Origin of the sequence: Bacillus sp. V2I10 (assembly GCF_030817055.1) — a bacterium.
Classification (GTDB): Bacteria; Bacillota; Bacilli; order Bacillales; family Bacillaceae; genus Bacillus_P.
Genome location: NZ_JAUSYV010000001.1, coordinates 3,918,510 through 3,940,698 on the forward strand (window position 1 = coordinate 3,918,510; position 22,189 = coordinate 3,940,698).

Consider the following 22,189-nt stretch of genomic DNA (forward strand, 5'->3'; position numbering starts at 1 on the left):
TTAATTAGCGAAACTGAAAAAGTTTGTTTTCAAAAAGTTCAATATAAAGATTATTTTTCAAAATCCGCTAGATGCAGCTTTGTTCAGTTAAGGCTACTGACAAAACACTGATCTACAACAAAAAAACTCCCTTCCAAAAGGAAAGGAGCTGCTTTTATTTATTTTGCAAATGTGTGTCTTCCGATTGTAAGCGTGACTTCTCTAGTACGAATCCAGTCGCTCTCGGCTGTTACAGGATTATAGAAATAGACAGAATCATTTCCCATACCCTCATATGCCAAGGCTTCTTGAACCGCTTCTTTAGCTTCTTCATCAGCAGGTTCATTAATTGAGCCGTTTTCTACTGGAGAAAATGCGTAAATGCCAGATTGCTTTTGATAAATAACGTCTCTGATTGTATCCGGGAATCGATCGTCTTTCACACGGTTTAAGACAACTGTTGCCACAGCTACTTTTCCTGCATATGGCTCGCCTTTTGCTTCAGCATGAACGATTCGGGCCAATAAATCCTTATCTTCATCTGAAATTGATTGAGGAACCTGTAATTTTTCGCCTACATATAATAATTGACCGCTTTTATGATTAAGGGATTGAATCTCTTTAATGGATACTCCGTACTTTTTGCCGATCAGCCATAAAGTATCGCCAGTTTTAACTTCGTGTTTTGTTGCTGCCTCTGCTTTTTCAAACCCAAATAATGATAAGGTAAGTGCAGAAATGATAGTAAAAGTAAAGAATGCTTTCTTCATTCGTAAACCTCCCAGTTTTTCATTCGGATTAGTCTGTTAGAAGTACAAGTTATAGCCTAACAGCTTTATTCACAAAATTCATTGCTTAAAAATTGGAAGGAATACCAATTCACTGTTCAAAAAAATGCGGCAAATCTGTCATTTCTCTGAAGTGAAACAGAAGATAGCGGACATTTCCCCATGCACAAACAGCAAACTTTCAGCTTTTATCCTTATAGAAATACGTTCTTTTCTCCTTTTACCATTTCACATTCCTTTCTTATGATTAACCTACCGCGGAATACTATATTGGAGCGCTCCTTAGTGGAGACCTGAAAATGATTGAAGAAAAAAGTTTTGAAGAACTTGTCAAGCAGTATCAAAAAATGATTTATTATCACATTAAGCATTTGAACATTACAAAAAATCAGGAAGAATACCATCAAATTGGACTTATCGCATTGTGGAATGCCTCAAAAACCTATGACAATTCTAAAGGCACCTTCAGCACCTATCTTTATAAGTGCATAAGAGGCCAGCTTCTTAATGAAATGAACAAACAAATCAGAAGGCAAGATCACGAGGAGCTTCGTGAACATCATAACGATGTGATGATGGATAATGATCCTATTAAGGAAATGTTAAACGAGCGAATTGTCCGCTCGTATAGTCATATCCTGTCTCCGATGCAGCAAAAATGGCTGATTGGCTATTGCATTGAAAGGAAAACGCCCTCTGAAATTGCGGAGAGCGAAAAAGTAAGTGCTGCCAGTGTGAAATCATGGAGAAGAGAGGCTTTAAAGAAGATCAAAGCCTTAGAAGAATCATAAGTCGGAACCATTCGAAAAAAAGAAAGACGGCTGTCACAAGTGACAGCCGCTTTATTAATTCAGCTCCGGGGAACCTGCATAAACCTATATATAACACTTCCGCCCTGCTGGGCAATTCCGCGGAAATGCTTAAAATCCTCACGTTCAACAAGAGCGGTCCTAAAGGTAAGAAACACTTCTTTTGGAACGTGATATTCATTCATTTCGCCATTTTTTAAAGAGTCCAGCATCTCATTTACCAATTGTTTATCCATGGAACATACTTCCCCCAAATCTTTTCATATATGCAAGTTTACTAAGGAGAAGTCCGCTTGTCCATGTCTTAATATAATGCTTCCTCTATATCTGTTTCACCAGAGAGGATATCAAAAGTTTTGTTTTTCAATTCTTCATGAGTAAGCGAAGCAATCAGAACCGCTACTACATCTTCACGGGAAATGCTGCGGTTTTCTTTGTTCTCGATTTTTTGGGACGCTTCAATCTTTCCTATTGCCCTTTCATCTGTCAGTGCACCAGGTCTCACAATGGTATAGGAGAGATCTGATCCGCGCAGATATTCATCTGCAATTGCCTTTGCCTTAAAATACTGTTCCATTGATTCAGGACCTGCTGAAGGATTATCTGTCCCCATAGAACTCAGCATGACAAAATGCTGAATCCGATGTTCCTTAGCAGCGTCAATCAGGTTTTTAGCCCCTTCCTGGTCAACAGAAATTGTTTTATCAGGTCCCGTTTTTGAACCTGATCCGGCTGCAAAAATGACTGCATCTGCGAGATGAACCGCATGAGATACATCTCCTTCAAGATCGCCGACAACGGTTTGGGCACCCAGCTTCTGAAGCTCTTTTTCCTGCTTAGGATCCCGTACCATTGCGATGGCGCGATGCTCGCCGCCGCGTGCAATTTGTTCTATTATATGTCTCCCTGTTTTTCCGTTAGCTCCTGCAATTAATACGTTCATACTTACCAACACCTTTTATTTAGTATGATTGTACTCTTCCCCCAAGAAACTTCCTTCAAACGTTTGGATAGGTATTTCAGGTTAAGACATGATGCGGCTCATGCCATTTACGCAGTGCTTCAAAACAAGCTTCTGCATCCTGTAAACCCTGCTCATAAAGCTTTTCAAGTTTAACCGGGTTTCTTTCAATCCGGTCAACTTCGAGCTTTTTAGTAGGACGGATCACAAACACATTGCCGAGCTTTTCCTGCTCCTCAATATAATCAAGCGTCTGATTATATTGCTCATACCGGTTCAGCATGGCATCTGCAAGCATTGGATAGGCTCTGAAAGTACGTCTGACCATCCATTCCATGCTGCTCTTTTTCTTTCTGTAGCCAGCATTTCGGGTTAAAATGACCACATTCCGGGCATTGCCGTCTGCTTGTGATTTTTTGATCGGAATCGAATCGACAATCCCTCCGTCAAGCAGCATCCTTCCTTCGTAATCAATCATTGGTGCAATGAACGGAAGAGAGCTTGAGGCTCTTAAAATCGTTAAAATATCCATGCCGATATCCTTTTTATTATAGTAAACAGGCTCCCCTGTCTTACAGTCAGTTGTTCCTACTAAAAATGTCTGATCGCTTTTCAGAAAGGCATCAAAGTTAAAAGGAACAAGTTTGTTTGGAATCTCATCAAAAATGAAGTCCATTCCAAACAGCTGCTTATGCCGGATAAAATTGCCTAACGATAAATAGCTCTTATGATTGGCGTAATTGATGTTTACCGTTTTATTTCTTCCTTTTTGCCTTGAAATATATGAAGCGCCCATGCAGGCACCTGCCGAAACCCCGATTACATAGGGGAAATATAAATCTTTTTCCATAAAATATTCTAATACGCCCGCGGTATAAACCCCGCGCATTCCTCCGCCTTCGAGGACAAGACCTGATGAAACCAAGCAATTTCGCCTCTTTCAAAAACAATTTTATCTTACTATAACATGTTCAATTCCCCTTCTTCACCTAATCTGTTTGGCCTTTTTTCGAAATTCTTACACAATTTTGATTGAAAGCCTTTACTTAACTGAAAAAATAATGTTAAATAGTCCTAACAGGGGATCTGTATAGAGAAGGAGAGAGGAAATGAAAATCGCTAAAGTTGGCAATGTGATTGAATTCAGAGACGGTTTACGTGGCATCGTGGAGAAAGTTAATGAAAATTCAGTGATTGTAGACTTGACGTATATGGAAAATTTCCGGGATTTAGATCTTGAGAGACGGACGGTTGTCAATCATAAAAACTATAAAATTGTAAAAGAACAGCTTCATTGATTTAAAAACAGCAGCCTGGAAGAGGTTCTCTTTCAGGCTGTTTTATTTTTTTCTCTACATTGCTTTAATGAAAAGAAACCATACTAAATAAGAAAGACGAAACTGCAGGGTCAGCTCCGAAAGGCAGATAAGGAGCGGGCAAAATGTTCGGGATTGACTTTTATCTCCAGGAAAAAGGAAAAGAGGTACCGCTATGGAATTTCGGCTGCTGACAGAAGAAGATACAGAACAGTACCGGGCACTGCGGCTGCAGGCCCTGAATGAGCTGCCTTCCAACTTTGCTTCAAGTTATGAAACGGAAAAGAAAAAATCAATTGAGGAATTAATCCATGAGATAACTCCTTCAGAATCTGCGTTTATTATGGGCGCTTTAATGGATTCAGAGCTTTCCGGCATCGCGGGGTTCAAACAGGAGAGTCTTGAAAAAATGAAGCACCGCGGCCAAATTCTTGGAATGTACATCTCCCCCACCATGCGCGGCAAAGGCTTAGGAAAAAAATTGCTGGGCTCTCTTATTGACCGGATTCAAGGAAATGCGGCCATTGAAAAAGTTGATCTTGCGGTGGCTGTTGATAATCAAAGTGCCAAGGCATTATATGAATCTTTGGGCTTTATTCAATACGGCGAATACAAAGAAGCTCTGAAAATTGCGGATGGGTATGTGGATGAGGTTTATATGAGCCTGGATCTTGAACGCTGAATTGGCAGCTTTGGATAAGAAAGTAACGGGGGATTGGCTAATTTGGCTGGGCAAGCGAACACAATCAGTCACTGAAAACAGTCATTTTTCCCAGTCAGAATTGCTTAATAATATCCTTTTTAGCAGCGTTGATCATTTTATAGCAGATGCTAAACTATTGATTGCATATAATGAGGTACAGAAGGATCCAACTCGCAAAAACAATCATTCAATTAGTGAGAATGCATCTCCAACTCGCAAGAATCTCGTTTCAATTTGCGAGAACAGCTTTTCAACTCGCATACCTCGATTCCAGCCATGAAAATGCCCATTTCCAGCTGCCGTTGGCCACTTATCTCAGATACTGCGAAATCTATGACATAAACTCAAGCAGTATTTGGCATATGATGGGTACAGTTGCATCCAACTTGCAAAAACAATCATTCAATTAGTGAGAATGCATCTCCAACTCGCAAGAATCTCGTTTCAATTTGCAAGAACAGCTTTTCAACTCGCATACCTCGATTCCAGCCATGAAAATGCTCTTTTCCAGCTGCCGTTGGCCACTTATCTCAGATACTGCGAAATCTATGACATAAACTCAAGCAGTATTTGGCATGTGATGGGTACAGTTGCATCCAACTTGCAAAAACAATCATTCAATTAGTGAGAATGCATCTCCAACTCGCAAGAATCTCGTTTCAATTTGCGAGAACAGCTTTTCAACTCGCATACCTCGATTCCAGCCATGAAAATGCCCATTTCCAGCTGCCGTTGGCCACTTATCTCAGATACTGCGAAATCTATGACATAAACTCAAGCAGTATTTGGCATATGATGGGTACAGTTGCATCCAACTCGCAAAAACAATCATTCAATTAGTGAAAATGCATCTCCAACTCGCAAGAATCTCGTTTCAATTTACGAGAACAGCTTTTCAACTCGCACATCTGAAAAATCTCATTAAAATTCCTGTTTCTATCTGCCGTTGGCCATTCTAAAAAGCAAAAATCCGCTGCAGACAGCGGATTTCCCATTTACTATGTATCTAGTAATCTATTATTGATAAACTTTGATGTTCACTGTTTTTCTGCCCCAATTGATTGCACTGCTTTGACCTGCAATAAAGACATCAATCTCGTTGCCTGAAATCCCACCGCCAATATCAGCCGCAATCGCTTTTCCGTAGCCTTCAACTTCTACTGTTGAGCCAATTGGAATCACGTTCGGATCAACGGCAATCACTTTAGCATCAGGGTATTTTTTTAAATCCACACCCATCTTCGTAACTCCTGAACAGCCTTCGCAAGAAGCCGTATATGCCGTGCTACTAACCGTTAACTCTTTTACAGTGCCTGAAACGCTGCTTGATTTTTGATTTAACTTACTAAAGGTTTGCGGTCCAGCGATACCATCACTTTTCATTCCTTTTTGCTGCTGGAAATTGGCTACTGCACTTTTCGTGCTGTTTCCGTACATTCCATCAACAATACCAGTGTATACTCCCCACTCTTTCAGCAGACGCTGAAGCTTGATTACTGGTTTTCCCATATCGCCATAGCGCAACACTTTAATTTTTTGATTCGTTTGTGGGCCTGCGATTCCATCAACCTGAATGCGGCTCTTTTCCTGAAATTCTTTCACTGCATCTTTTGTAATTGGACCATAATAGCCTGTCTCTTCAAAATAGGGGAACACACTTTTTGATAAAAGATGTTCCTGCAGTTCTTTAACATCTGAATGGCTCATTCCCTGCGAAAGCGTTCTGTCTCCAAGTGCTGCTTCCCCGCTCAATGGAAAAATTACACTTACACTAAGTACAGATGCTCCAATCAATCCCATAAGCTTTTTCCTCATATTGCCCCTCCTCATGTAATAGTAATACATCACACTATACGTGAAAAAGTTGGGAGTGTTGGTGTATTGAGGAAAAAACAAAACGTAAGAACTAGAAAAATGTCAATTATTAGTCCGTATTTCGACAAAATACTCATAAGTGTTTAAGGTATCTTTCAGGCGAATTCAGAAATTCTCTCGTCATTCTGACATGCTCTAAATCAGCATATTGCACGCTTTTTAAAGGCAAGTCATCAAGGGAATAAATAACAGCATCTGGAAAAGCCATTAAGATTGAGAATGAGTCGCAATGATAAATTGCGAGCCTTCTTTGATCATTTCAAGCAGCATACTGATTAAACTCAGCTGTTTCATCGGGGACAGCGGACCCTCTGGCTCATCAAGCAAATAAAAACCGTTTGTGCGAAATCTTGATTGAAAAAACGCCAAAAATCTCTCTCCATGGGACAGGTTGTCAAGCCCTCTCCCGTATAGTTCCTCAATTTCCCCGATCACTTTATGATAAGGAGAGGCTGCAAGCTGACGGGCCAAAATCGATTTGTCCCGGTACTCATTCAACTTCCACTAGCCTTTTTGCTGCCTCTGCTCTCATGCGCGTGACATTGCGGGCATATGTCAGAAAGTCATCTGCTTTTAAATAAAAGCCTTTTTTGGTTTTTGCACTCCATGAAAGCTTTAACTGACGGGAAAATCTCCTGATATCGTCATCATCTGCTGATGCAATGCGGATTAAACCGGAATGCTCAGCTATTGCTTCTAGCAGTGTTGACTTACCGCTCCTATTTTCTCCTGCAAGAATCGTTACCGGTGCATCAAACGACAAGTAAGAGATTCTTTAAACAGCGGAAGTCCATATGGATACTCCTGCTTTTTATTATCAGGGACAAAGCTGACTCTCTTTAAATGCACCACAGATCTCTCCTTTTTTTTTATTATACGACACCTCTTTTTTTCTTGTCTAAAGGGAATGATAACGGTATCATTTTACATAAAAAGGAGAATGTCCATGTGCGGCAGATACACCTTATTCGCAGAATATGCGGATCTTGTAGATCGATTTCATATAGGCGCAGCCATTGATGAAGATGAGTATGTTTACAGTTACAACATCGCTCCTTCCCACGAAGTACTGTCAGTCATTAACGATGGCACTCAAAATCGAATGGGGTTATTAAAATGGGGGCTCATCCCTCCTTTTGCAAAGGATGAAAAAATCGGATATAAAACAATCAATGCCAGATCAGAAACTTTAGCCGAAAAACCAAGTTTCAGAAATGCTTTCAGGAATAAAAGATGTCTTGTTCTTGCCGATTCTTTCTATGAATGGAAACGGCATGAAGGCGGCAAAACACCGATGAGAATTAAAATGAAATCAGATGAGCCCTTCGGTATGGCAGGCTTGTGGGAATCATGGAAATCGCCAAATGGCAAAACCATCTATTCCTGTACCGTTATCACAACCGAACCAAATGAGCTGATGAGCTCCATTCACGATAGAATGCCCGTTATCCTGAAGCCCGAAGACGAAGCAAGCTGGCTCGACCCATCCAATCATGATCCAGATTATCTTCATCAGTTTTTGAAGCCTTTTGACCAAACGCAAATGGAGGCGTTTAAAGTATCTTCTGAAGTAAATTCTCCTAAAAATAATGGGGTGCATTTGATTCGGGAGATTTGCTGAATATGAACATGAGGGTTCTGCGGCGATGATCGATGGTGAAAGAGACTGAGCTGACCAAATGTCAAAAATATGGGTTGTTCACATTTATACGGAATTCATTCTGAAAGTATAGGAATAATGGGAGAAAGCGTCGGAAATGATTCAAAAAGTCTGGGAATTTATTTTCAAAGCATCCAAATAAGGGCTTTCATCCAAGTATGCTTAAAGACTGTAAAACATCAAAAAACCAGCTCCTGAGGTAGGAACTGGTTTTAAATGATTAAAGAAAGAAGCCACAATTGCCGTAACTTACGTAAGAAAGTTTTAAACCACCACTTCTCAAAGTGGGTGTTTGCAGCAGCTTTCCTGTCTTCCTCTGCTAATGGAGAGGCATGACATTTCAGATGCGATATAAAACTCCCTATTACAGCTTAAAGGTTAAAACTTAATTATCATTACGTACAATGCAGCTTGTAGTAGTATATTACATCATTATAAGGCAGCGGTCAACCGAAAAGTTTCAATACCCCAAATAAGGATTAAACAGCAGAATTCAGTTTTTTTACCAGTCAGCCGCATCCATGCCAGGATCATAGATCCAATCCTCAAGATGGATTCGATATTCACCGATAAAAGAGATGCCTTCCTCTTCTAATAATTTTTTTTGCAGTCTGCCGGCCTCCGTCTCCTTCATGCCGATTTCCCCCTTGGAATTTATGACACGATGCCATGGCAGACGATGCTTTTCGCTCATCGAATGAAGAATGCGGACAACCTGCCGCGCTCCTCTCGGCTGACCGGCGCACCGCGCAACTTGTCCATATGTCATCACTTTTCCGGCTGGTATTGATCTAATAATTAATAACGCTCTTTGAGTAAAAGTCTCCATCTTTGATCTCCCTGTTCAATAATATTCATCCTTCTATGATAAACTAAAAATAATATGGATTTCACTACTGACAGAGAGAGGTGCTGATCATGGCAAAAAGGATACAGATACCATCAAATCTCTTAACCCATCATTACATTCAGAACGAACAGACCAAATTGAAGATCGTAACACCACATTATGAGCTGGATCCAGATCTTTATTTCTCAGAAGAACTGTCAAAAGCATTTAAAACAGAAGCTATGGAGCTTTTTTATTCGTATGTACGCAAGACTAACCGCATGGAAGGCGAGAATGAATTTGAATTTAAGTAAAAGCAGGTTGACCCGCCAGATTTCGAGTTATAATAAAAGCAGGGTCTAATTTCTTTGAAATAGGATGGTGACTATATGAAGAACCGAGACAAGCGTCAAAAACGCAAGCGTGACATGCTGAAGGACTATATAAAAAGCAGGTTAAAGAATTTAAAGCCAAAAACGAGCAAGTCACCCGTATCAAATCATCAATCAGGACGTAAATAATAAATAATCATTTTTTATTAGGTAATCCTGCGAACCTGTGCTAAAATGAAAACAACCATTTAACAAAGCTTGTAACATGATACCTCCCCCCGCTCAAGGATTTGAGCGGGGGTTTTTATTGTTCAAAAGGTTTTCTGGCTATTCATCCTCTCTAAATAAAAAAACACTTATCCTCTCCAAAGGATACCTGCGCTTTTGAATTCAAAGAGAAGGCAAAACATATTAAAGATGTTTGGCAGAAAGAAAAAATAGAGGTAAGATGCGGAACGTCTTTTATTCGGTTTTGGAGTTAGTGAGATGCCTATGCATTAGGAAGAAATTGAAACAGAAATATGCTGCGACTTGTTCAAAATGTAATGAATAATATGCAATTGCGAACATCTGGCCTAAAGCCAAATACTGCTGCTATAACAGAGTTCAAAGGAATGTGTACCTGACAAAAATCACAAACAAATATCTATCTATTCACATAAAAACGAACAATTCAACATGGGCATCATTTTCAATTAAATAATAATCACACCTGATTTCCACTTGAATTCAGCAGCTATCGACGGACAAAATAGTTTGCACAACTGGAAATTTTCTCTAACAAAATACTTGTCATGGTGGCAATAAAGGCACTTCCGATAATATCAGACGGATAATGATGTCCTACCCAAATTCGTGAGAAGCCCGTCAACACAGATAATCCCCACATGATTGAGCCAAAGATACGATCATAAAGAAAGATAGTAGTAGATATAGCAAATACAAGCAGAGTATGTTTACTTGGAAATGAAGAATCCATTTTTGAAGGAATGAGTATGCCGATCTGTCGTTTCACAAACGGCCGCTGTTTAAAATAAACCATTTTTACCAAAGTATTAATAAATAATGTTATCCCCGCTGATATCAACGCATTTCGTGACACTTTTTTGTAAGAATTATTAAATCGCATGAAAATTAAAACAAAAATAAACACATAACGAATCTTATTTGATATCAATATCATCAGCCAATCAATTGGAGAACAACGTCCAGAAAGCTGATTGATTGTCTTAAATACTTTGTAATTCATAAAAATGTCTCCTGACTTTATTGTTACACCTAAAATTCCCTTCTAAGCGAGAAATATGTAAAAATCGGGAAAATGAATTTTCTCTAAGTTAGGTGCTCCTTTATGAGATTCAAGGTTTAAATAGGTTATTAATTAAGTTTAGAAAAAGCACATTCCACTATATCAGGAGTGCGCTTCTCTTTAGAACCAGTATTTAGAAAAACTTCCATGACAGCGTTTCATATCTAATGCTATTCATTCATTATTGTAAAGAAAAACGATGCTTTCATCATTCTGAATATCAATCTTTCGAGTTATACCATTCCCATTAACCATTAACTTTTTAAAATAGGACTTACTTTTTCTAGAGCTTCTTGTAATTTTTTACTATTTTCACTATACATATGCTTTGCCTCCGTTGATTCAGTTCCAAGGGCAAACAGCTCTAAATCCGCCTGACATTTTTTCATTGCGGCGAAAACTAAAGGTTTTTCTTGAGGAGTTGGAACCTGAAGTTTATCATCAAAGAGGTCAACGGTTAATTGTCCGTAAGAATCTACCTGTCCAAGAAAAACATTTTCAATGGTAACTCCCTGTTTTTCCAGTTCAGTTTTCAGCCAATTTCTGCTTCGGCCAATAGTAGACAGCGGCTCATTTAAGATTTCTCCATCCATAATGACGGTCTGGGGTTCCTTAATGGAAGCAACATTCAAGTTTACATCTTTCGGAGTTAAAGGCTGATTTTCTTTTTTTAATAGAACACTTAATTCCCCGGTCGGCTCTAATAACGCAAATTCCACATCAGCCACCTGGAAGACATCCTTCTTTCGAAGCAATTCCAGCAACTCATCAGTTGTGTATTTTTCCTTTTTCAAGTTATCTTCCATGATTTTCCCATCTTTAATAAAAATGGTTGCTTTCCCTTCTATAAAATTGCGAAAGACTTTGCTTTTTAAAGAAATCAAACCTGCAAAAAAAGGCATAGAAGCGAAGATCAAGATTCCGATTATCCCGTTAAACATGTTCCTTTCAAGCCCCATAACAACTTCTCCTGCAATACTTCCAATTGTAATGCCAGTGACATATTCAAAAAATGAAAGTTCGGAGAGCTGCTTTTTACCTAACCATTTTGTAATTAGAAATAAGACAACTACAAATAATAATGACCTTACTACTACATCTAACCACTCAGGCACTGTTTTACACCTCCTGTTTAAGAATGGTTTATCCTAAAAACCTTTATATTGAGACTCTTCTCGTTCCAATTCCCCAATTCGTTTTTTTAAATCTGCCGATATTTCATGCACGATCATCATGGTTTCATGTAATGTTCGTTTTGATTCATTAGCTTGAGTCCGTAACGCTAAACTTGATAGATCAGCCTCAATACCTTTTAGCTGAGCAAAACATTGTTTCACATCTGATGCGATGGTCACTACGGTTCCTCCTTATCCTTTAGGTTTAAAAAGCAAGGCGCCAATCATTCCGAAAATGATGGCAGCAGAAATACCGGCACTTGTCACTTCAAACATTCCCGATATTACACCGACTAACCCGTGTTTTCCAGCTTCTTCCATCGCACCATGCACAAGGGAATTTCCGAAACTCGTAATCGGAACCGTAGCTCCTGCTCCTGCAAAATCGATAAACGGTTCATATAAACCAAATCCATCAAGAAGGGCACCAATGACAACGAATGTACTTAATGTGTGAGAAGGTGTGAGTTTAAACACATCAAACATAATTTGCCCAACTACGCAAATCAAACCGCCTACGACAAAAGCCCAAAAGAAAATCATAATCGTTATTCACCTCCGTATTCTATCGACACCGCATGAGCAATACAAGGAATCGTTTCATTTTGCTGAAAGCTTAAAGGCGATAATAAAGCACCTGTCGCTGCAACCAATATGCGTTTAAACTCACCTTTTTTCATTCGGTTTAATAAGTGACCATATACGACCGTTGCTGAACATGCCGGGCCGCTTGCTCCAGCGAGTACTGGCTGCCCTTCCCGATAGATCATCATTCCACAGTCCAGATACTGTTTTTCATTTATTGGGGTTCCATGTTTTTTAAATAAATCAAGTGAAACTTCGTGACCAATCTGACCAAGATCTCCTGTTACAATCAAATCATAATAGGAAGGATCTAGATTTCGTTCTGTTAAATGAGCCTCAATCGTATCAACCGCAGCCGGAGCCATCGCACCTCCCATGTTAAATGGATCGGTCATTCCCATATCAATGACACGGCCAATCGTAGCAGATGTAACACGAGGGCCCTCACCTGACTGACCTAACAAAGCAACTCCTGCTCCAGTTACAGTCCACTGTGCTGTTGGTGGTTTCTGCCCGCCGTACTCAGTCGGATAACGGAACTGTTTTTCAACAGCAGTGTTATGACTGGAAGCTCCTGTTAATAAATAGTTGGCGCCTTTGGTGTTAACAAGATAGGCGCCAAGAGCAAGTCCCTCCATTGAGGTTGAACAGGCGCCAAACAACCCAAGATATGGTGTCCCTAATGTCCGGCACGCAAAGCTTGTAGGCGTAATTTGATTAATAAGGTCTCCTCCAAGGAAAAACTGAATTTGCTCCTTTTGAAGACCAGCTTTTTCAATAGCTCTTTGACTGGCTTCTTCAATTAGAACTTTATGGGCTTTCTCGTAGGAATCTTGTTCTAACCATAAATCGGAATGTAGAAGATCAAAATCTTCAGCCAGCAACCCTTTTGCTTCAAATGGTCCGCCGACAGTTCCAGTGGAGAGAATGACCGGCTTCTGCTCAAAAATCCACGTACGATGACCCATTAACATTACAAACCACCCCACTGGATAAGAATGGTTTTGATTGTAGCAATCACAAACGCGGAAAAAGTACCGAACAAGATGACAGAGCCAGCTAATTTAAACATATTACCGCCTACACCTAACACAAACCCCTCTGTTCGATGTTCAATGGCTGCGGATATGACTGCGTTTCCGAAGCCGGTAACAGGAACAGCAGAACCAGCCCCTCCAAATTGTGCGATTCGATCATAGACTCCAAAACCTGTAAGAAGCATGGAAATGAAAATCAAAGTACCAACCGTCGGATTTCCAGCTGTTTGGTCAGTAAAATCAAAATAAAAAATATAAAACATTTGAATACACTGTCCGATCAAGCAAATGAATCCACCCGTTAAAAATGCTTTTATACAATTTTTAAAAACCGGTCTTTTTGTTTCCAGCTGCTTTTCAAGGGTTTGATACTCTTGTTGTACAGGTGTTAATTGTTTCTTTTGCTTATTTGACATGCCTGCCCCTCTTTCATCATGCTTTTTCCTTCATAAGACTTTTAATTCTATCGAAATCTTTTTTTAATGATTTCATTTGGGTATGATCTTTTTGCAGTTTTTGTTCTAATTGTTCCAGTTCCAAATAAATTTTTTGATCAGTGGAAACGAAGATTTCATACTCGGAATGCATTTTTTCTAAATCTGATTTCAGTTTCTTTTTGATGCTCTTTAATCGAAACCGATCAAATTGGTGGACTTTTACTGCCAATAACAGCTCCTTATCTGTATTCACAGCCTTTACGGACGAAATCTCCTCTTCTTTTGCTACTTTTTCTTTTGATTGATTGGCAACAGTTTGTTCAATCGGGCTGCTTGTATGTACATATTCGATATTCATATCATCATTTTCAGACACTTGCTGATTCAGATTCCCGTTGCATCCTGATCCAACTCCCATAGCCGCTACTATAATAAGACAAATGTTTAATGTCTTTATCTTATTTTTCATGGAATCACCTATCCGTTTCTATCGATAATAAAGAAGGTTGATTAAGTCAACCTTCTTTGTTGTAATTATTGTTTGTATTGAGGTTCTTCTTGTTCGATTTCTAATAAACGTGGAGTGATACTGTCAACAACAGCCTGTGTTTGTTGAGCAGCTTGCTGGTAAAGCTGTTTTGCTTGCTGATTATCGGTACCAAGTGCAAAGGTTTCTAAACTGGCTTGTGCGCTTTTTAATCCAGCTAGTGTTTGCTTAACTTGTGCTCCTACTGTCATTTTTTGATTCCTTCTTTCTTTTGATTTGTTAAGGTACAATTTGTATTGTTTCTTATTTTATTTATTTTATGTATATCAACTGCATTGGCTTTCTTCACTGTTTCCGCATACTCTTCACTTTTCTGACCGCTCATACTCACCCTTACTGCCCGGTCTGAATTTATGAAAATAAAATTGGACACAAAAAAACAGCCTCTATAAAAGAGACTGTTTTATATGTCAGCTTAAAATTAAGCTTTTTGAACGTTAGTTGCTTGAGGTCCGCGTTGACCTTGCTCTACGTCAAATGTAACTGCTTGGCCTTCGTCTAAAGATTTGAAACCTTCGCCTTGAATAGCTGAGAAATGAACGAATACGTCTTCTCCGCCTTCGCGCTCGATGAATCCGAAACCTTTTTCTGCGTTAAACCATTTTACTGTACCTTGTTCCATTGTTGTTGCCTCCTCGTATGCTTTAGCATACATTGTGTTACTATCCTTGCTCTCATTGATAACAAAAGGTGAAAAGTTTTAGCACTTGTTCTTTCCTTGCGTACCGAACAAAAATAATTCTTAATAAACATAACATGTATTCTTTTAAAAAGCAAATTTTGCTTGAAAATAATTTCGGATTTTATCAGCGATTGTCGATTTTCTCCGGATACATATCATGATTCATCAAGCGGTGCTCCGCCATTTGTTCGTATTTTGTGCCGGGTTTTCCGTAGTTTGTATAAGGATCGATTGAAATTCCGCCGCGCGGAGTAAACTTGCCCCATACTTCAATATACCTTGGATCCATCAGGTCAATCAGATCATTCATGATGATGTTCATGCAGTCTTCATGGAAGTCTCCGTGATTGCGGAAGCTGAATAAATAAAGCTTCAATGATTTGCTCTCAACCATTTTTTTATCTGGAATATAGCTGATATAAATGGTTGCAAAGTCAGGCTGCCCTGTTTTTGGACAAAGACTTGTAAATTCAGGGCAATTAAATTTCACAAAATAATCGCGGTATTCGTGTTTATTATCAAATGATTCTAAAATGTCAGGGCTGTATTCGAATAAATAATTTGTTCCCTGATTGCCAAGCAATGTTACATCTGTTAGTTCTGAATCTTGTCTTCCAGCCATAATCAGCCGTCCTTTCTTAGTTAAACTCCTCTTTTGTTTCCCCAAACAAGGGTGTGCAGCTGCGGCAATACGCGCGCATTGTTTAAATCTACTTCTGATACTGCCCGGTCTATCAGCCACTCGTATCTTGTAAGCAAATGAGCAATTAATTTCCCATCATCCGGTTCTTGGACCAGATCATTTCCTACCTGAAGAAAAAAAATGATTTCCGGGTATTTCTTGTGAACCATTTTCGCATACTCCAAATCCTGCTCATCAAACACAACTACTTTTAAACTGGCATGAAGGAGACGGTTTTTTTCCGTTAAATAGCGGACAATTTCATCCAATTTATCAAAGTCAGTCTTCATTCCCGAGCTCGGCGGCTTTGGCGAGATGGTCAAATCATCAATTTGATCGAACCAGGGCTGCAGACGGCTGCCCTGTGTTTCAATTGCAACTTTTACTTTCTTTTCGTGAAGAAGTTCAATCAGTTCATTCAGATTCCCAAGTAAAGCAGGATTTCCGCCTGAAATTGTCACGTGAGAAAAATGGCTTCCGCCAAGTTCGAACAGCTCTGACCAAATTTCTTCCGCTGTTAATTGTCTAATGTCATCTTTTGCGGATCCGTCCCAAGTGAAAGCAGAATCACACCAGCTGCAAGAATAGTCACAGCCTGCTGTACGGACAAACATCGTTTTTTGACCAATAACCATTCCTTCTCCTTGAATGGTCGGACCGAAAATTTCTAAAACGGGAAACTTTTTCATCCATTTTTCACCTGCTTGGGGCGGTACATTACGTAGCTTGTAGGTGTTTCGCGGACAAAAACACCGACGCATTTCGGTTTGTGCCCCAGTGTATCCAAATGCTGCTGTATAATTTCATAAATCGTGCGCGCCACTACTTCAGTAGTAGGAAATTTATTTGGATCATGATCATCAAACACTTCATTTTCATTTAGAATTGTATGGTCAAAGCGGTCGTGCACGAGCTCCTTGATATGGGCAAAATTTATGAGGAACCCGGATTGATCAAGCTCATCTCCCGCGACAGTTACATTAATAAAATACGTATGACCGTGGATACGGCGGCATTTGCCTGCTTCCTCATTCGGCACGTAGTGAGCGGCAGATATCTGCATATCTTTGTTCAGCTCATAAGAATAAGGGTGGAGTGTTTGCGGGTACATTTGCTGAAGCATTACGCCTCTCCTCCTTTTGCAGCCAGATAATCGTCAAGGCCTTTTTTCCTTAAGTGACATGCTGGACATTCTCCGCATCCTTCTGCGATAATACCGTTGTAGCATGTGAGCGTTTTTTTCCTAACATATTCCAGTGCACCAAGTTCATCTGCAAGCTTCCATGTTTCCGCTTTATCAATCCACATAAGCGGTGTATGAATGACAAATTGATCATCCATTGCTAAATTGATGGTGACGTTGCATGATTTTACGAACACGTCGCGGCAATCCGGATACCCGCTGAAATCTGTTTCACAGACCCCTGTAACAATATGCTTTGCTCCGATTTGCTTAGCAAGGACGGATGCAAACGTCAGGAAAAGCAGATTTCTTCCTGGGACAAATGTTGAAGGAAGTTCGCCTTCCTTATGTTCAATTTCAATATCATCTCTTGTAAGAGCATTAGGTGCAAGCTGATTTAATAGTGACATATCCAAAAGATGGTGACGTACTCCAAGTTCATTTGCAATGGTTTCTGCTACTTCTATTTCAAGCTTGTGGCGCTGGTTATAATTAAACGTTACAACTTCCACTTCTTTAAATTGCTTCATGGCCCAAAATAAACATGTCGTACTATCCTGGCCGCCGCTGAAAACAACTAGTGCTTTATCGTTTTTCATCTATATGTCCTCCTCATTCGAAGAGAGCATTCTTTCACAACCCCGATTTAAAAATCGGCATAAGAAAAGACACCCTGATATGTTCAGAAGTGTCTAGCATGTAAAATCCCCAACTAAAAAACTATACCTCTAACAGGATACAGTTCATACTTAGTTTTTTATAGAGGGTTGTGCTAGAACCTCTCCCGCACAAACTGCGCGGAATTTATCAATATTTTTACCGTTCATACTATACCACGAACAGACAAACACTTCAATCTTATTTTATTCAGGGGGGGGGGGGGGCAGGTCATGCCTAATAAACCGATCCTAGTCTAATTGAAATCAAATTTTTGGATTACCCCTTCCATCTACACAATCACCTTTTTCATTCTTGCCGTGCACAGTATGATGGCAGACAGATATCTTGCAGAAAACGATTATTTCAAGCATATACCATCTGTTTTTTTTAACAGATAAGGAACTTTCTCATACCATACAAAGTGCCACTTCCACTTCCTTATTAACGATGACGACAATTACGTTTTCGTCCGTTCTTGTCGTGCTGACAACATTCCTGGCTAATTTTTCACCGCGGACGATGCACAACTTCAACTCAGAATCCAAAATTCAGCGGGTTCTTGGAGTTTTCATAGGGGTTACATTTATTCTCTGGTACTGCTTAATCAAGTTAGAGAAAATGAGACCAGCAACTTTTTTTTCGTGCCAACTCTTGCGATTATCGTTGCCTTCATCTGCGTCGGCATGTTCGTTTTTCTCATTCACCATATGACAGAATGGATTAAAGTAGATAATGTCATTTCAAATATAACAAAAGATTTTTCAAGTATTTACCTGTAGCAAGTTTTATTAATTTAATCATTAGTGTACTTAGTCTAATTGGTCATAAGAAAAAATGGTGGAAAAATAAAAATCCTCTATCTCCCAGTTCTATAGATTTCTTATATATATTAGGTCCATATTAAGTAGCTACACTATGGATATTTAAACTAACATTCGGAAATTTCCCCAAATACTTAATTACAAATATGGTATTGGATTTTATTAACGCCTTTCCTTTTGCTTCAATTTCAGAAAAAATGGGAATATTTGAATTTAAAAAAGCGAAACATATTACTTGGTATTTCATATGTGTACTTATGGCAATTTTAATTTATGGGTATCAGTACTTAGTGGACCAATCAATTAGGCAAACAAATAGTTCTCAGTCAAAGTTCTAAGCAATTTTATAAGAATTTCCATAGTTCTATAATCTCTACAGAATGATGAAATATGAAGATTCCACCTAAAAGAATGAATGAAGAAAATTTAAAAGAAGACTTTTTTGCCTATGAGAAACATTATATTTAAAGTTCTTCGCTCATTTTTTCTTTTAAAAAAATTATTCTAGAGAGGGATAACTAAAGGTCCAGACGTTAATATTTAGGATATAGATTTATCACCGAACACATATTGACATATCGCATTTTTTAGATATAATAAAAGACATGAAGCCTATTGAAATCTTTAAAGCCTTATCTAATGAATCAAGGTTACAAATTTTACACTGGCTAAAAGAACCTGAACGTCATTTTAAACCCCATGAAGGGATTGATATGAGAAAAACAGGGGTATGCGTTAGTCAAATAACAGAGCAATTAAAAATGACGCAATCAACAGCTTCTCAATATCTCACTATACTTTTGCGAGCTGGTTTAATTAAGACAGAGCGTATTGGAAAGTATACGTATTACAAAAGAGATGAGGAAGCCATAAGAAATATTGCAACCGTTCTTGAGCAAGAGATTTAAAGTAAATTAAACTGAATCCTCGTAAAGGATTCAGCTTTATTTACACCAAACATATCGATATATCACGATATGTTTATATCAATCATTAACATATCGTCTTTTCTAGATATGTAAATATATTATATTTAAGGAGTGATTATTTTGTCTAACACATTTAAAATTTATATTTTAGCACTTATAAGTTTTTTAGTTGGAACATCGGAGTATATTATCTCAGGTGTTTTGGATAACATTGCAGATTCACTAGGAATCACTTTGGCGGCTGCGGGCCAATTAATTACCATATTCTCGCTTGTCTATGCCATCTTTACACCCATTCTTATGGCACTGACATCAGGCATGGATAGACGCAAGCTTATGATCGTATCTTTAGGCTTGTTTGTGATAGGGAACATACTTGCATTCGTATTGCCGGGGTACACCTTATTTGTTTTATCAAGAATTGTAATGGCACTAGGGGCTGGTATGGTAGTAGTTACAGCTCTGACTATCGCGGCAAAAATAGCACCTGAGGATAAACAAGGTAGTGCGATTGCCACTATAATAATGGGCTTTACAGCATCTTTAATCCTTGGTGTTCCTCTAGGGCGAATTATCACAGATGCATACGGCTGGAAAGTGGTATTTGGCGGAATTGCTCTACTTGGGTTTTTAGCGATGATCATAATCTCATTAGTAATTCCACCTACTAAAGGGGATAAACCGGTTCCATTAATGCAACAGCTTGCACTTCTAAAGGATCGAAAAGTAGCGATTGGTTTATCAATCACCTTCTTCTGGCTTGGAGGGTATTCAGTCGCTTACACCTACTTAGCTCCTTACCTGTTGAACATTTCGGGTATCAGTGAAAAATTATTGAGTGGGATTCTGCTTATATTCGGTGTCGCTAGTTTATTTGGCTCGAAATTCGGTGGTTTTAGTACAGACAAATGGGGTGTGTCACGTACACTAATAGGTTCGATGCTTCTGCACATTGCCATGCTTATTCTTTTATCATTAATTACCCACACTTATGTCGGTGTTTTAATCATACTAATATTGTGGTCTTTTGCAGCTTGGGCATCAGCTCCAGCACAACAGTTCAACTTGGCGACCATAAAACCAGAATCGTCAGGTGTACTTCTAGGACTAAATCAGTCAATGATGCAACTATCGATGGCTGCAGGCGCAGGAATTGGTGGGATTTTTGTAGAAAAGGTATCGCTGGGTTCCATCACTTGGATAGGAGTACTCGGATTAGCTATAGCCATTATTATGACATTAATAGCATCTCGTGGTAAATCTAAATAAATAGATAAAAACAATGTGAAAAAGAACAAAAGGTTTCAATATAAAAAGGTTTCTCTTTAAGGTTTTTAATACAATTTCAAATTGAAAGTTTTAGACAGGTTGCTGTTGCTCAGGCAACCTTTTTTCTTTGGTTTTGGTTCAAAAAAGTTCAACACAATTGCAAGGATATACTGATACTATTACTCTAAAAAAGGCATGATCAGTATGGAAAACCAAAACTTGCAATAGGGTAGTCCCGATAATGGACTACAAATATTTCTCCATTATTATGTAGGATTTACCCTCTTTTATAAAACTGGAGTTGGTTTCTCGCAAACCAAATTTTTTGTAAAAATTCACCTTATTCTTTCTGGCATTACACCAAATTCTCTTAACGCCGTAAATCTTTGCTTCCTTAAATACATAGTTTAACAAAGCACTTCCATATCCCTTACCTTGTTCTTGTTGAACAGTAGCAAATTTTCGGAATTGACCTTCTTCATTATTAATAAAAAGTGTGATGACAGAAATTAGGATGTCTTCTTTGAAAAGACCAAAATGAATAGCTAAATGATCATCTTCTAACTTAATGTAGTCAAAAGCCTTATGGGACCACATCACTTTATGCCTTAATTCCCAAACTTCTTCCTTATCTACTTTTCTAATCGTGGTTTCCATAGTCCTCTCCTTTGTCTTCCCTATAAAATAAGTAATGCAGGGAACCTATTAGTCTCCTATTTAATAGTATATTTCTGTTCCTCTTAAGTAAGCTCAATCGTTTACCAAACCGATTTCTATGCTCTTAATACGGATAAACTTTCCGAGCTACACCAAAAGGGGTTAAGTACCCAGTTTGGAGTGGAAAACAAGATCCTATATGTTTATTATTAGAACCTTCTCAATAAAAAACCTTTTAGGGAAGGAAGTGTAAATCGATAAGATCATATATATTTTTTGCTAATAGTAAAAATGTTACAGCAATAAACAATGCACGTACATAACCACTTCCTCTTTTAATGGCAAATTTCGAACCAGAAATCGCTCCAGCAATCCCTGCAAGTGCCATTGGTAATCCATAAGAATAATTTACTTCTCCTAAATACATAAACATCAACAAACCAGCAATATTACTGCCAAAGTTTAAAAATTTCGCATTACCTGCTGCCTTTATAAAATCAAATCCAATCATTTAAAAAAACAAATATTAAAAATGAACCTGTTCCCGGACCAAGAAATCCATCATAAAAACCAATAGCAAAGATTAAAACCATAAAAATAATGAAGTTTCGAGTGGACAATTTTTTATAGGTCGAGATACTACCCCAATCTTTCTTAAAAATGGTGTAAACTGCAACAGCAGCAAGCATTATCAACATCAACGGCTTAAGAACTTCAGGGTTCATCATATGAACAGTCCACGCCCCAAGCATTGAGCCGGCTGCCTTTTTGGTTTTAGGTCCAAATAAACCGTCCTCTTTAATCCCAACTTTGTAATTGTCATTTAACCAATCTTGGAATGATGTAATCTTATTCTCATTCTTAGGAGCATTGACAACTACTGAGCCTACCTGCGTATTAGGGGCTTCAACTGTTTTTTCTCCAAAAGTATCTGTACCGTAACCTTTGTATCTAAACTCTAAAT

The 22,189-nt window shown here is 38.7% G+C and carries 32 protein-coding genes, 1 other RNA gene, 2 pseudogenes and 1 riboswitch; of the genes and pseudogenes, 10 read left to right on the forward strand and 25 right to left on the reverse strand.

The features are described from left to right. Positions 1-158 precede the first annotated feature (158 nt). Entirely contained in the window at positions 159-749 is a 591-nt protein-coding gene (locus QFZ72_RS19825) for a cell wall hydrolase (protein ID WP_307436783.1), read from the reverse strand. A gap of 317 nt (positions 750-1,066) precedes the next feature. Here QFZ72_RS19825 and QFZ72_RS19830 point away from each other — a divergent pair, with 317 nt between their 5' ends. Then, positions 1,067-1,558: a sigma-70 family RNA polymerase sigma factor gene (locus tag QFZ72_RS19830; protein WP_307436786.1), complete on the forward strand. Its 492-nt coding sequence runs from the start codon at positions 1,067-1,069 to the stop codon at positions 1,556-1,558. 59 nt (positions 1,559-1,617) lie between these two features. On the opposite strand, the gene QFZ72_RS19835 is transcribed toward QFZ72_RS19830, so the two are convergent. The 3 genes from QFZ72_RS19835 to QFZ72_RS19845 all read right to left on the reverse strand — a co-directional run bounded on the left by QFZ72_RS19835 (position 1,618) and on the right by QFZ72_RS19845 (position 3,462). Continuing rightward, entirely contained in the window at positions 1,618-1,812 is a 195-nt protein-coding gene (locus QFZ72_RS19835) for a hypothetical protein (protein WP_307436790.1), read from the reverse strand. Between the two features lie 68 nt (positions 1,813-1,880). After that, positions 1,881-2,519 (reverse strand): SDR family oxidoreductase, encoded by a 639-nt coding sequence (locus tag QFZ72_RS19840; protein ID WP_307436794.1) that lies wholly within the window; start codon positions 2,517-2,519, stop codon positions 1,881-1,883. 76 nt (positions 2,520-2,595) lie between these two features. Further along, complete coding sequence (locus QFZ72_RS19845) at positions 2,596-3,462, reverse strand: patatin-like phospholipase family protein (RefSeq protein WP_307436796.1); 867 nt, start codon at positions 3,460-3,462, stop codon at positions 2,596-2,598. A 184-nt stretch (positions 3,463-3,646) separates the two neighbouring features. On the opposite strand from QFZ72_RS19845, the gene QFZ72_RS19850 reads away from it, so the two are divergent. From QFZ72_RS19850 to QFZ72_RS19860, 3 genes are all read left to right on the forward strand, one after another. Next, entirely contained in the window at positions 3,647-3,835 is a 189-nt protein-coding gene (locus QFZ72_RS19850) for a YkvS family protein (RefSeq protein WP_029281718.1), read from the forward strand. Between the two features lie 193 nt (positions 3,836-4,028). Further along, entirely contained in the window at positions 4,029-4,535 is a 507-nt protein-coding gene (locus tag QFZ72_RS19855; protein ID WP_307436800.1) for a GNAT family N-acetyltransferase, read from the forward strand. Next, entirely contained in the window at positions 4,525-4,836 is a 312-nt protein-coding gene (locus QFZ72_RS19860; protein ID WP_307436803.1) for a hypothetical protein, read from the forward strand. The genes QFZ72_RS19855 and QFZ72_RS19860 overlap by 11 nt, the downstream gene beginning before the upstream one ends. 737 nt (positions 4,837-5,573) lie before the next feature. On the opposite strand, the gene QFZ72_RS19865 is transcribed toward QFZ72_RS19860, so the two are convergent. The 3 genes from QFZ72_RS19865 to QFZ72_RS19875 all read right to left on the reverse strand — a co-directional run bounded on the left by QFZ72_RS19865 (position 5,574) and on the right by QFZ72_RS19875 (position 7,194). Then, positions 5,574-6,371, reverse strand: a complete 798-nt coding sequence (locus tag QFZ72_RS19865; RefSeq protein WP_307436806.1) for a peptidoglycan-binding protein — start codon at positions 6,369-6,371, stop codon at positions 5,574-5,576. A gap of 267 nt (positions 6,372-6,638) precedes the next feature. Continuing rightward, complete coding sequence (locus tag QFZ72_RS19870; RefSeq protein WP_307436808.1) at positions 6,639-6,929, reverse strand: hypothetical protein; 291 nt, start codon at positions 6,927-6,929, stop codon at positions 6,639-6,641. After that, on the reverse strand, positions 6,922-7,194 hold the full coding sequence (locus tag QFZ72_RS19875) for an AAA family ATPase (protein ID WP_307436811.1): 273 nt from the start codon (positions 7,192-7,194) through the stop codon (positions 6,922-6,924). The genes QFZ72_RS19870 and QFZ72_RS19875 overlap by 8 nt, the downstream gene beginning before the upstream one ends. Positions 7,195-7,377: 183 nt before the next feature. Between QFZ72_RS19875 and QFZ72_RS19880 the strand changes: the two genes are divergently transcribed. Continuing rightward, on the forward strand, positions 7,378-8,052 hold the full coding sequence (locus QFZ72_RS19880; protein WP_307436814.1) for an SOS response-associated peptidase: 675 nt from the start codon (positions 7,378-7,380) through the stop codon (positions 8,050-8,052). A 265-nt stretch (positions 8,053-8,317) separates the two neighbouring features. On the opposite strand, the gene ssrS is transcribed toward QFZ72_RS19880, so the two are convergent. Continuing rightward, a non-coding RNA gene (ssrS, locus tag QFZ72_RS19885) (6S RNA) lies at positions 8,318-8,507 on the reverse strand. A gap of 86 nt (positions 8,508-8,593) precedes the next feature. After that, positions 8,594-8,920: an MGMT family protein gene (locus tag QFZ72_RS19890; protein ID WP_307436815.1), complete on the reverse strand. Its 327-nt coding sequence runs from the start codon at positions 8,918-8,920 to the stop codon at positions 8,594-8,596. Positions 8,921-9,009: 89 nt separating this feature from the next. On the opposite strand from QFZ72_RS19890, the gene QFZ72_RS19895 reads away from it, so the two are divergent. Next, the gene (locus tag QFZ72_RS19895) at positions 9,010-9,234 is read left to right on the forward strand and encodes a hypothetical protein (protein ID WP_307436816.1); all 225 of its coding nucleotides are present in this window, start codon (positions 9,010-9,012) and stop codon (positions 9,232-9,234) included. Between the two features lie 75 nt (positions 9,235-9,309). Beyond that, a complete protein-coding gene (locus QFZ72_RS19900; protein ID WP_263596909.1) occupies positions 9,310-9,441 on the forward strand; it encodes a hypothetical protein in 132 nt (43 codons plus the stop codon). A gap of 547 nt (positions 9,442-9,988) precedes the next feature. Here the strand turns inward: QFZ72_RS19900 and QFZ72_RS19905 are convergent. From QFZ72_RS19905 to queC, 14 genes are all read right to left on the reverse strand, one after another. Then, positions 9,989-10,501, reverse strand: a complete 513-nt coding sequence (locus QFZ72_RS19905; RefSeq protein ID WP_307436819.1) for an undecaprenyl-diphosphatase — start codon at positions 10,499-10,501, stop codon at positions 9,989-9,991. Positions 10,502-10,815: 314 nt separating this feature from the next. Further along, the gene (locus QFZ72_RS19910; protein WP_307436821.1) at positions 10,816-11,676 is read right to left on the reverse strand and encodes a DUF421 domain-containing protein; all 861 of its coding nucleotides are present in this window, start codon (positions 11,674-11,676) and stop codon (positions 10,816-10,818) included. Positions 11,677-11,709: 33 nt separating this feature from the next. Next, positions 11,710-11,916, reverse strand: coding sequence for a DUF1657 domain-containing protein (locus QFZ72_RS19915; RefSeq protein WP_154319593.1), 207 nt, complete (start codon positions 11,914-11,916; stop codon positions 11,710-11,712). A 12-nt stretch (positions 11,917-11,928) separates the two neighbouring features. Beyond that, complete coding sequence (gene spoVAE / locus QFZ72_RS19920; RefSeq protein WP_307436825.1) at positions 11,929-12,279, reverse strand: stage V sporulation protein AE; 351 nt, start codon at positions 12,277-12,279, stop codon at positions 11,929-11,931. A gap of 5 nt (positions 12,280-12,284) precedes the next feature. Continuing rightward, entirely contained in the window at positions 12,285-13,295 is a 1,011-nt protein-coding gene (gene spoVAD, locus QFZ72_RS19925; RefSeq protein ID WP_307436827.1) for a stage V sporulation protein AD, read from the reverse strand. Beyond that, positions 13,295-13,774, reverse strand: a complete 480-nt coding sequence (gene spoVAC / locus QFZ72_RS19930; RefSeq protein ID WP_307436829.1) for a stage V sporulation protein AC — start codon at positions 13,772-13,774, stop codon at positions 13,295-13,297. Before spoVAC ends, spoVAD begins: the two co-directional genes overlap by 1 nt. Before the next feature lie 16 nt (positions 13,775-13,790). Further along, entirely contained in the window at positions 13,791-14,264 is a 474-nt protein-coding gene (locus QFZ72_RS19935) for a YhcN/YlaJ family sporulation lipoprotein (protein WP_307436831.1), read from the reverse strand. A 65-nt stretch (positions 14,265-14,329) separates the two neighbouring features. After that, positions 14,330-14,533 (reverse strand): DUF1657 domain-containing protein, encoded by a 204-nt coding sequence (locus QFZ72_RS19940; protein ID WP_307436833.1) that lies wholly within the window; start codon positions 14,531-14,533, stop codon positions 14,330-14,332. Beyond that, the gene (locus QFZ72_RS19945; RefSeq protein WP_307436836.1) at positions 14,530-14,667 is read right to left on the reverse strand and encodes a hypothetical protein; all 138 of its coding nucleotides are present in this window, start codon (positions 14,665-14,667) and stop codon (positions 14,530-14,532) included. The genes QFZ72_RS19940 and QFZ72_RS19945 overlap by 4 nt, the downstream gene beginning before the upstream one ends. A gap of 96 nt (positions 14,668-14,763) precedes the next feature. Further along, positions 14,764-14,964: a cold-shock protein gene (locus tag QFZ72_RS19950; protein WP_070876230.1), complete on the reverse strand. Its 201-nt coding sequence runs from the start codon at positions 14,962-14,964 to the stop codon at positions 14,764-14,766. A 184-nt stretch (positions 14,965-15,148) separates the two neighbouring features. After that, complete coding sequence (gene queF / locus QFZ72_RS19955) at positions 15,149-15,646, reverse strand: preQ(1) synthase (protein WP_307436840.1); 498 nt, start codon at positions 15,644-15,646, stop codon at positions 15,149-15,151. 20 nt (positions 15,647-15,666) lie between these two features. Further along, on the reverse strand, positions 15,667-16,395 hold the full coding sequence (gene queE, locus QFZ72_RS19960) for a 7-carboxy-7-deazaguanine synthase QueE (RefSeq protein ID WP_307436843.1): 729 nt from the start codon (positions 16,393-16,395) through the stop codon (positions 15,667-15,669). Further along, complete coding sequence (gene queD, locus QFZ72_RS19965) at positions 16,392-16,829, reverse strand: 6-carboxytetrahydropterin synthase QueD (protein WP_307436846.1); 438 nt, start codon at positions 16,827-16,829, stop codon at positions 16,392-16,394. The genes queE and queD overlap by 4 nt, the downstream gene beginning before the upstream one ends. Then, entirely contained in the window at positions 16,829-17,488 is a 660-nt protein-coding gene (gene queC, locus QFZ72_RS19970) for a 7-cyano-7-deazaguanine synthase QueC (protein WP_307436849.1), read from the reverse strand. Before queC ends, queD begins: the two co-directional genes overlap by 1 nt. Positions 17,489-17,632: 144 nt before the next feature. Then, positions 17,633-17,677, reverse strand: a riboswitch (PreQ1 riboswitch). Between the two features lie 217 nt (positions 17,678-17,894). Here queC and QFZ72_RS19975 point away from each other — a divergent pair. From QFZ72_RS19975 to QFZ72_RS19985, 3 genes and pseudogenes are all read left to right on the forward strand, one after another. Next, positions 17,895-18,328 (forward strand): annotated as a pseudogene (locus tag QFZ72_RS19975) (DUF2254 family protein). 647 nt (positions 18,329-18,975) lie between these two features. Continuing rightward, complete coding sequence (locus tag QFZ72_RS19980) at positions 18,976-19,278, forward strand: ArsR/SmtB family transcription factor (protein ID WP_307436850.1); 303 nt, start codon at positions 18,976-18,978, stop codon at positions 19,276-19,278. Positions 19,279-19,419: 141 nt separating this feature from the next. Then, a complete protein-coding gene (locus QFZ72_RS19985; protein ID WP_307436853.1) occupies positions 19,420-20,568 on the forward strand; it encodes an MFS transporter in 1,149 nt (382 codons plus the stop codon). A gap of 246 nt (positions 20,569-20,814) precedes the next feature. On the opposite strand, the gene QFZ72_RS19990 is transcribed toward QFZ72_RS19985, so the two are convergent. Then, positions 20,815-21,225, reverse strand: a complete 411-nt coding sequence (locus QFZ72_RS19990; protein ID WP_307436858.1) for a GNAT family N-acetyltransferase — start codon at positions 21,223-21,225, stop codon at positions 20,815-20,817. 235 nt (positions 21,226-21,460) lie between these two features. Continuing rightward, positions 21,461-21,983: pseudogene (locus QFZ72_RS19995) on the reverse strand (sulfite exporter TauE/SafE family protein); the annotation flags it as partial. Between the last annotated feature and the right edge of the window lie 206 nt (positions 21,984-22,189).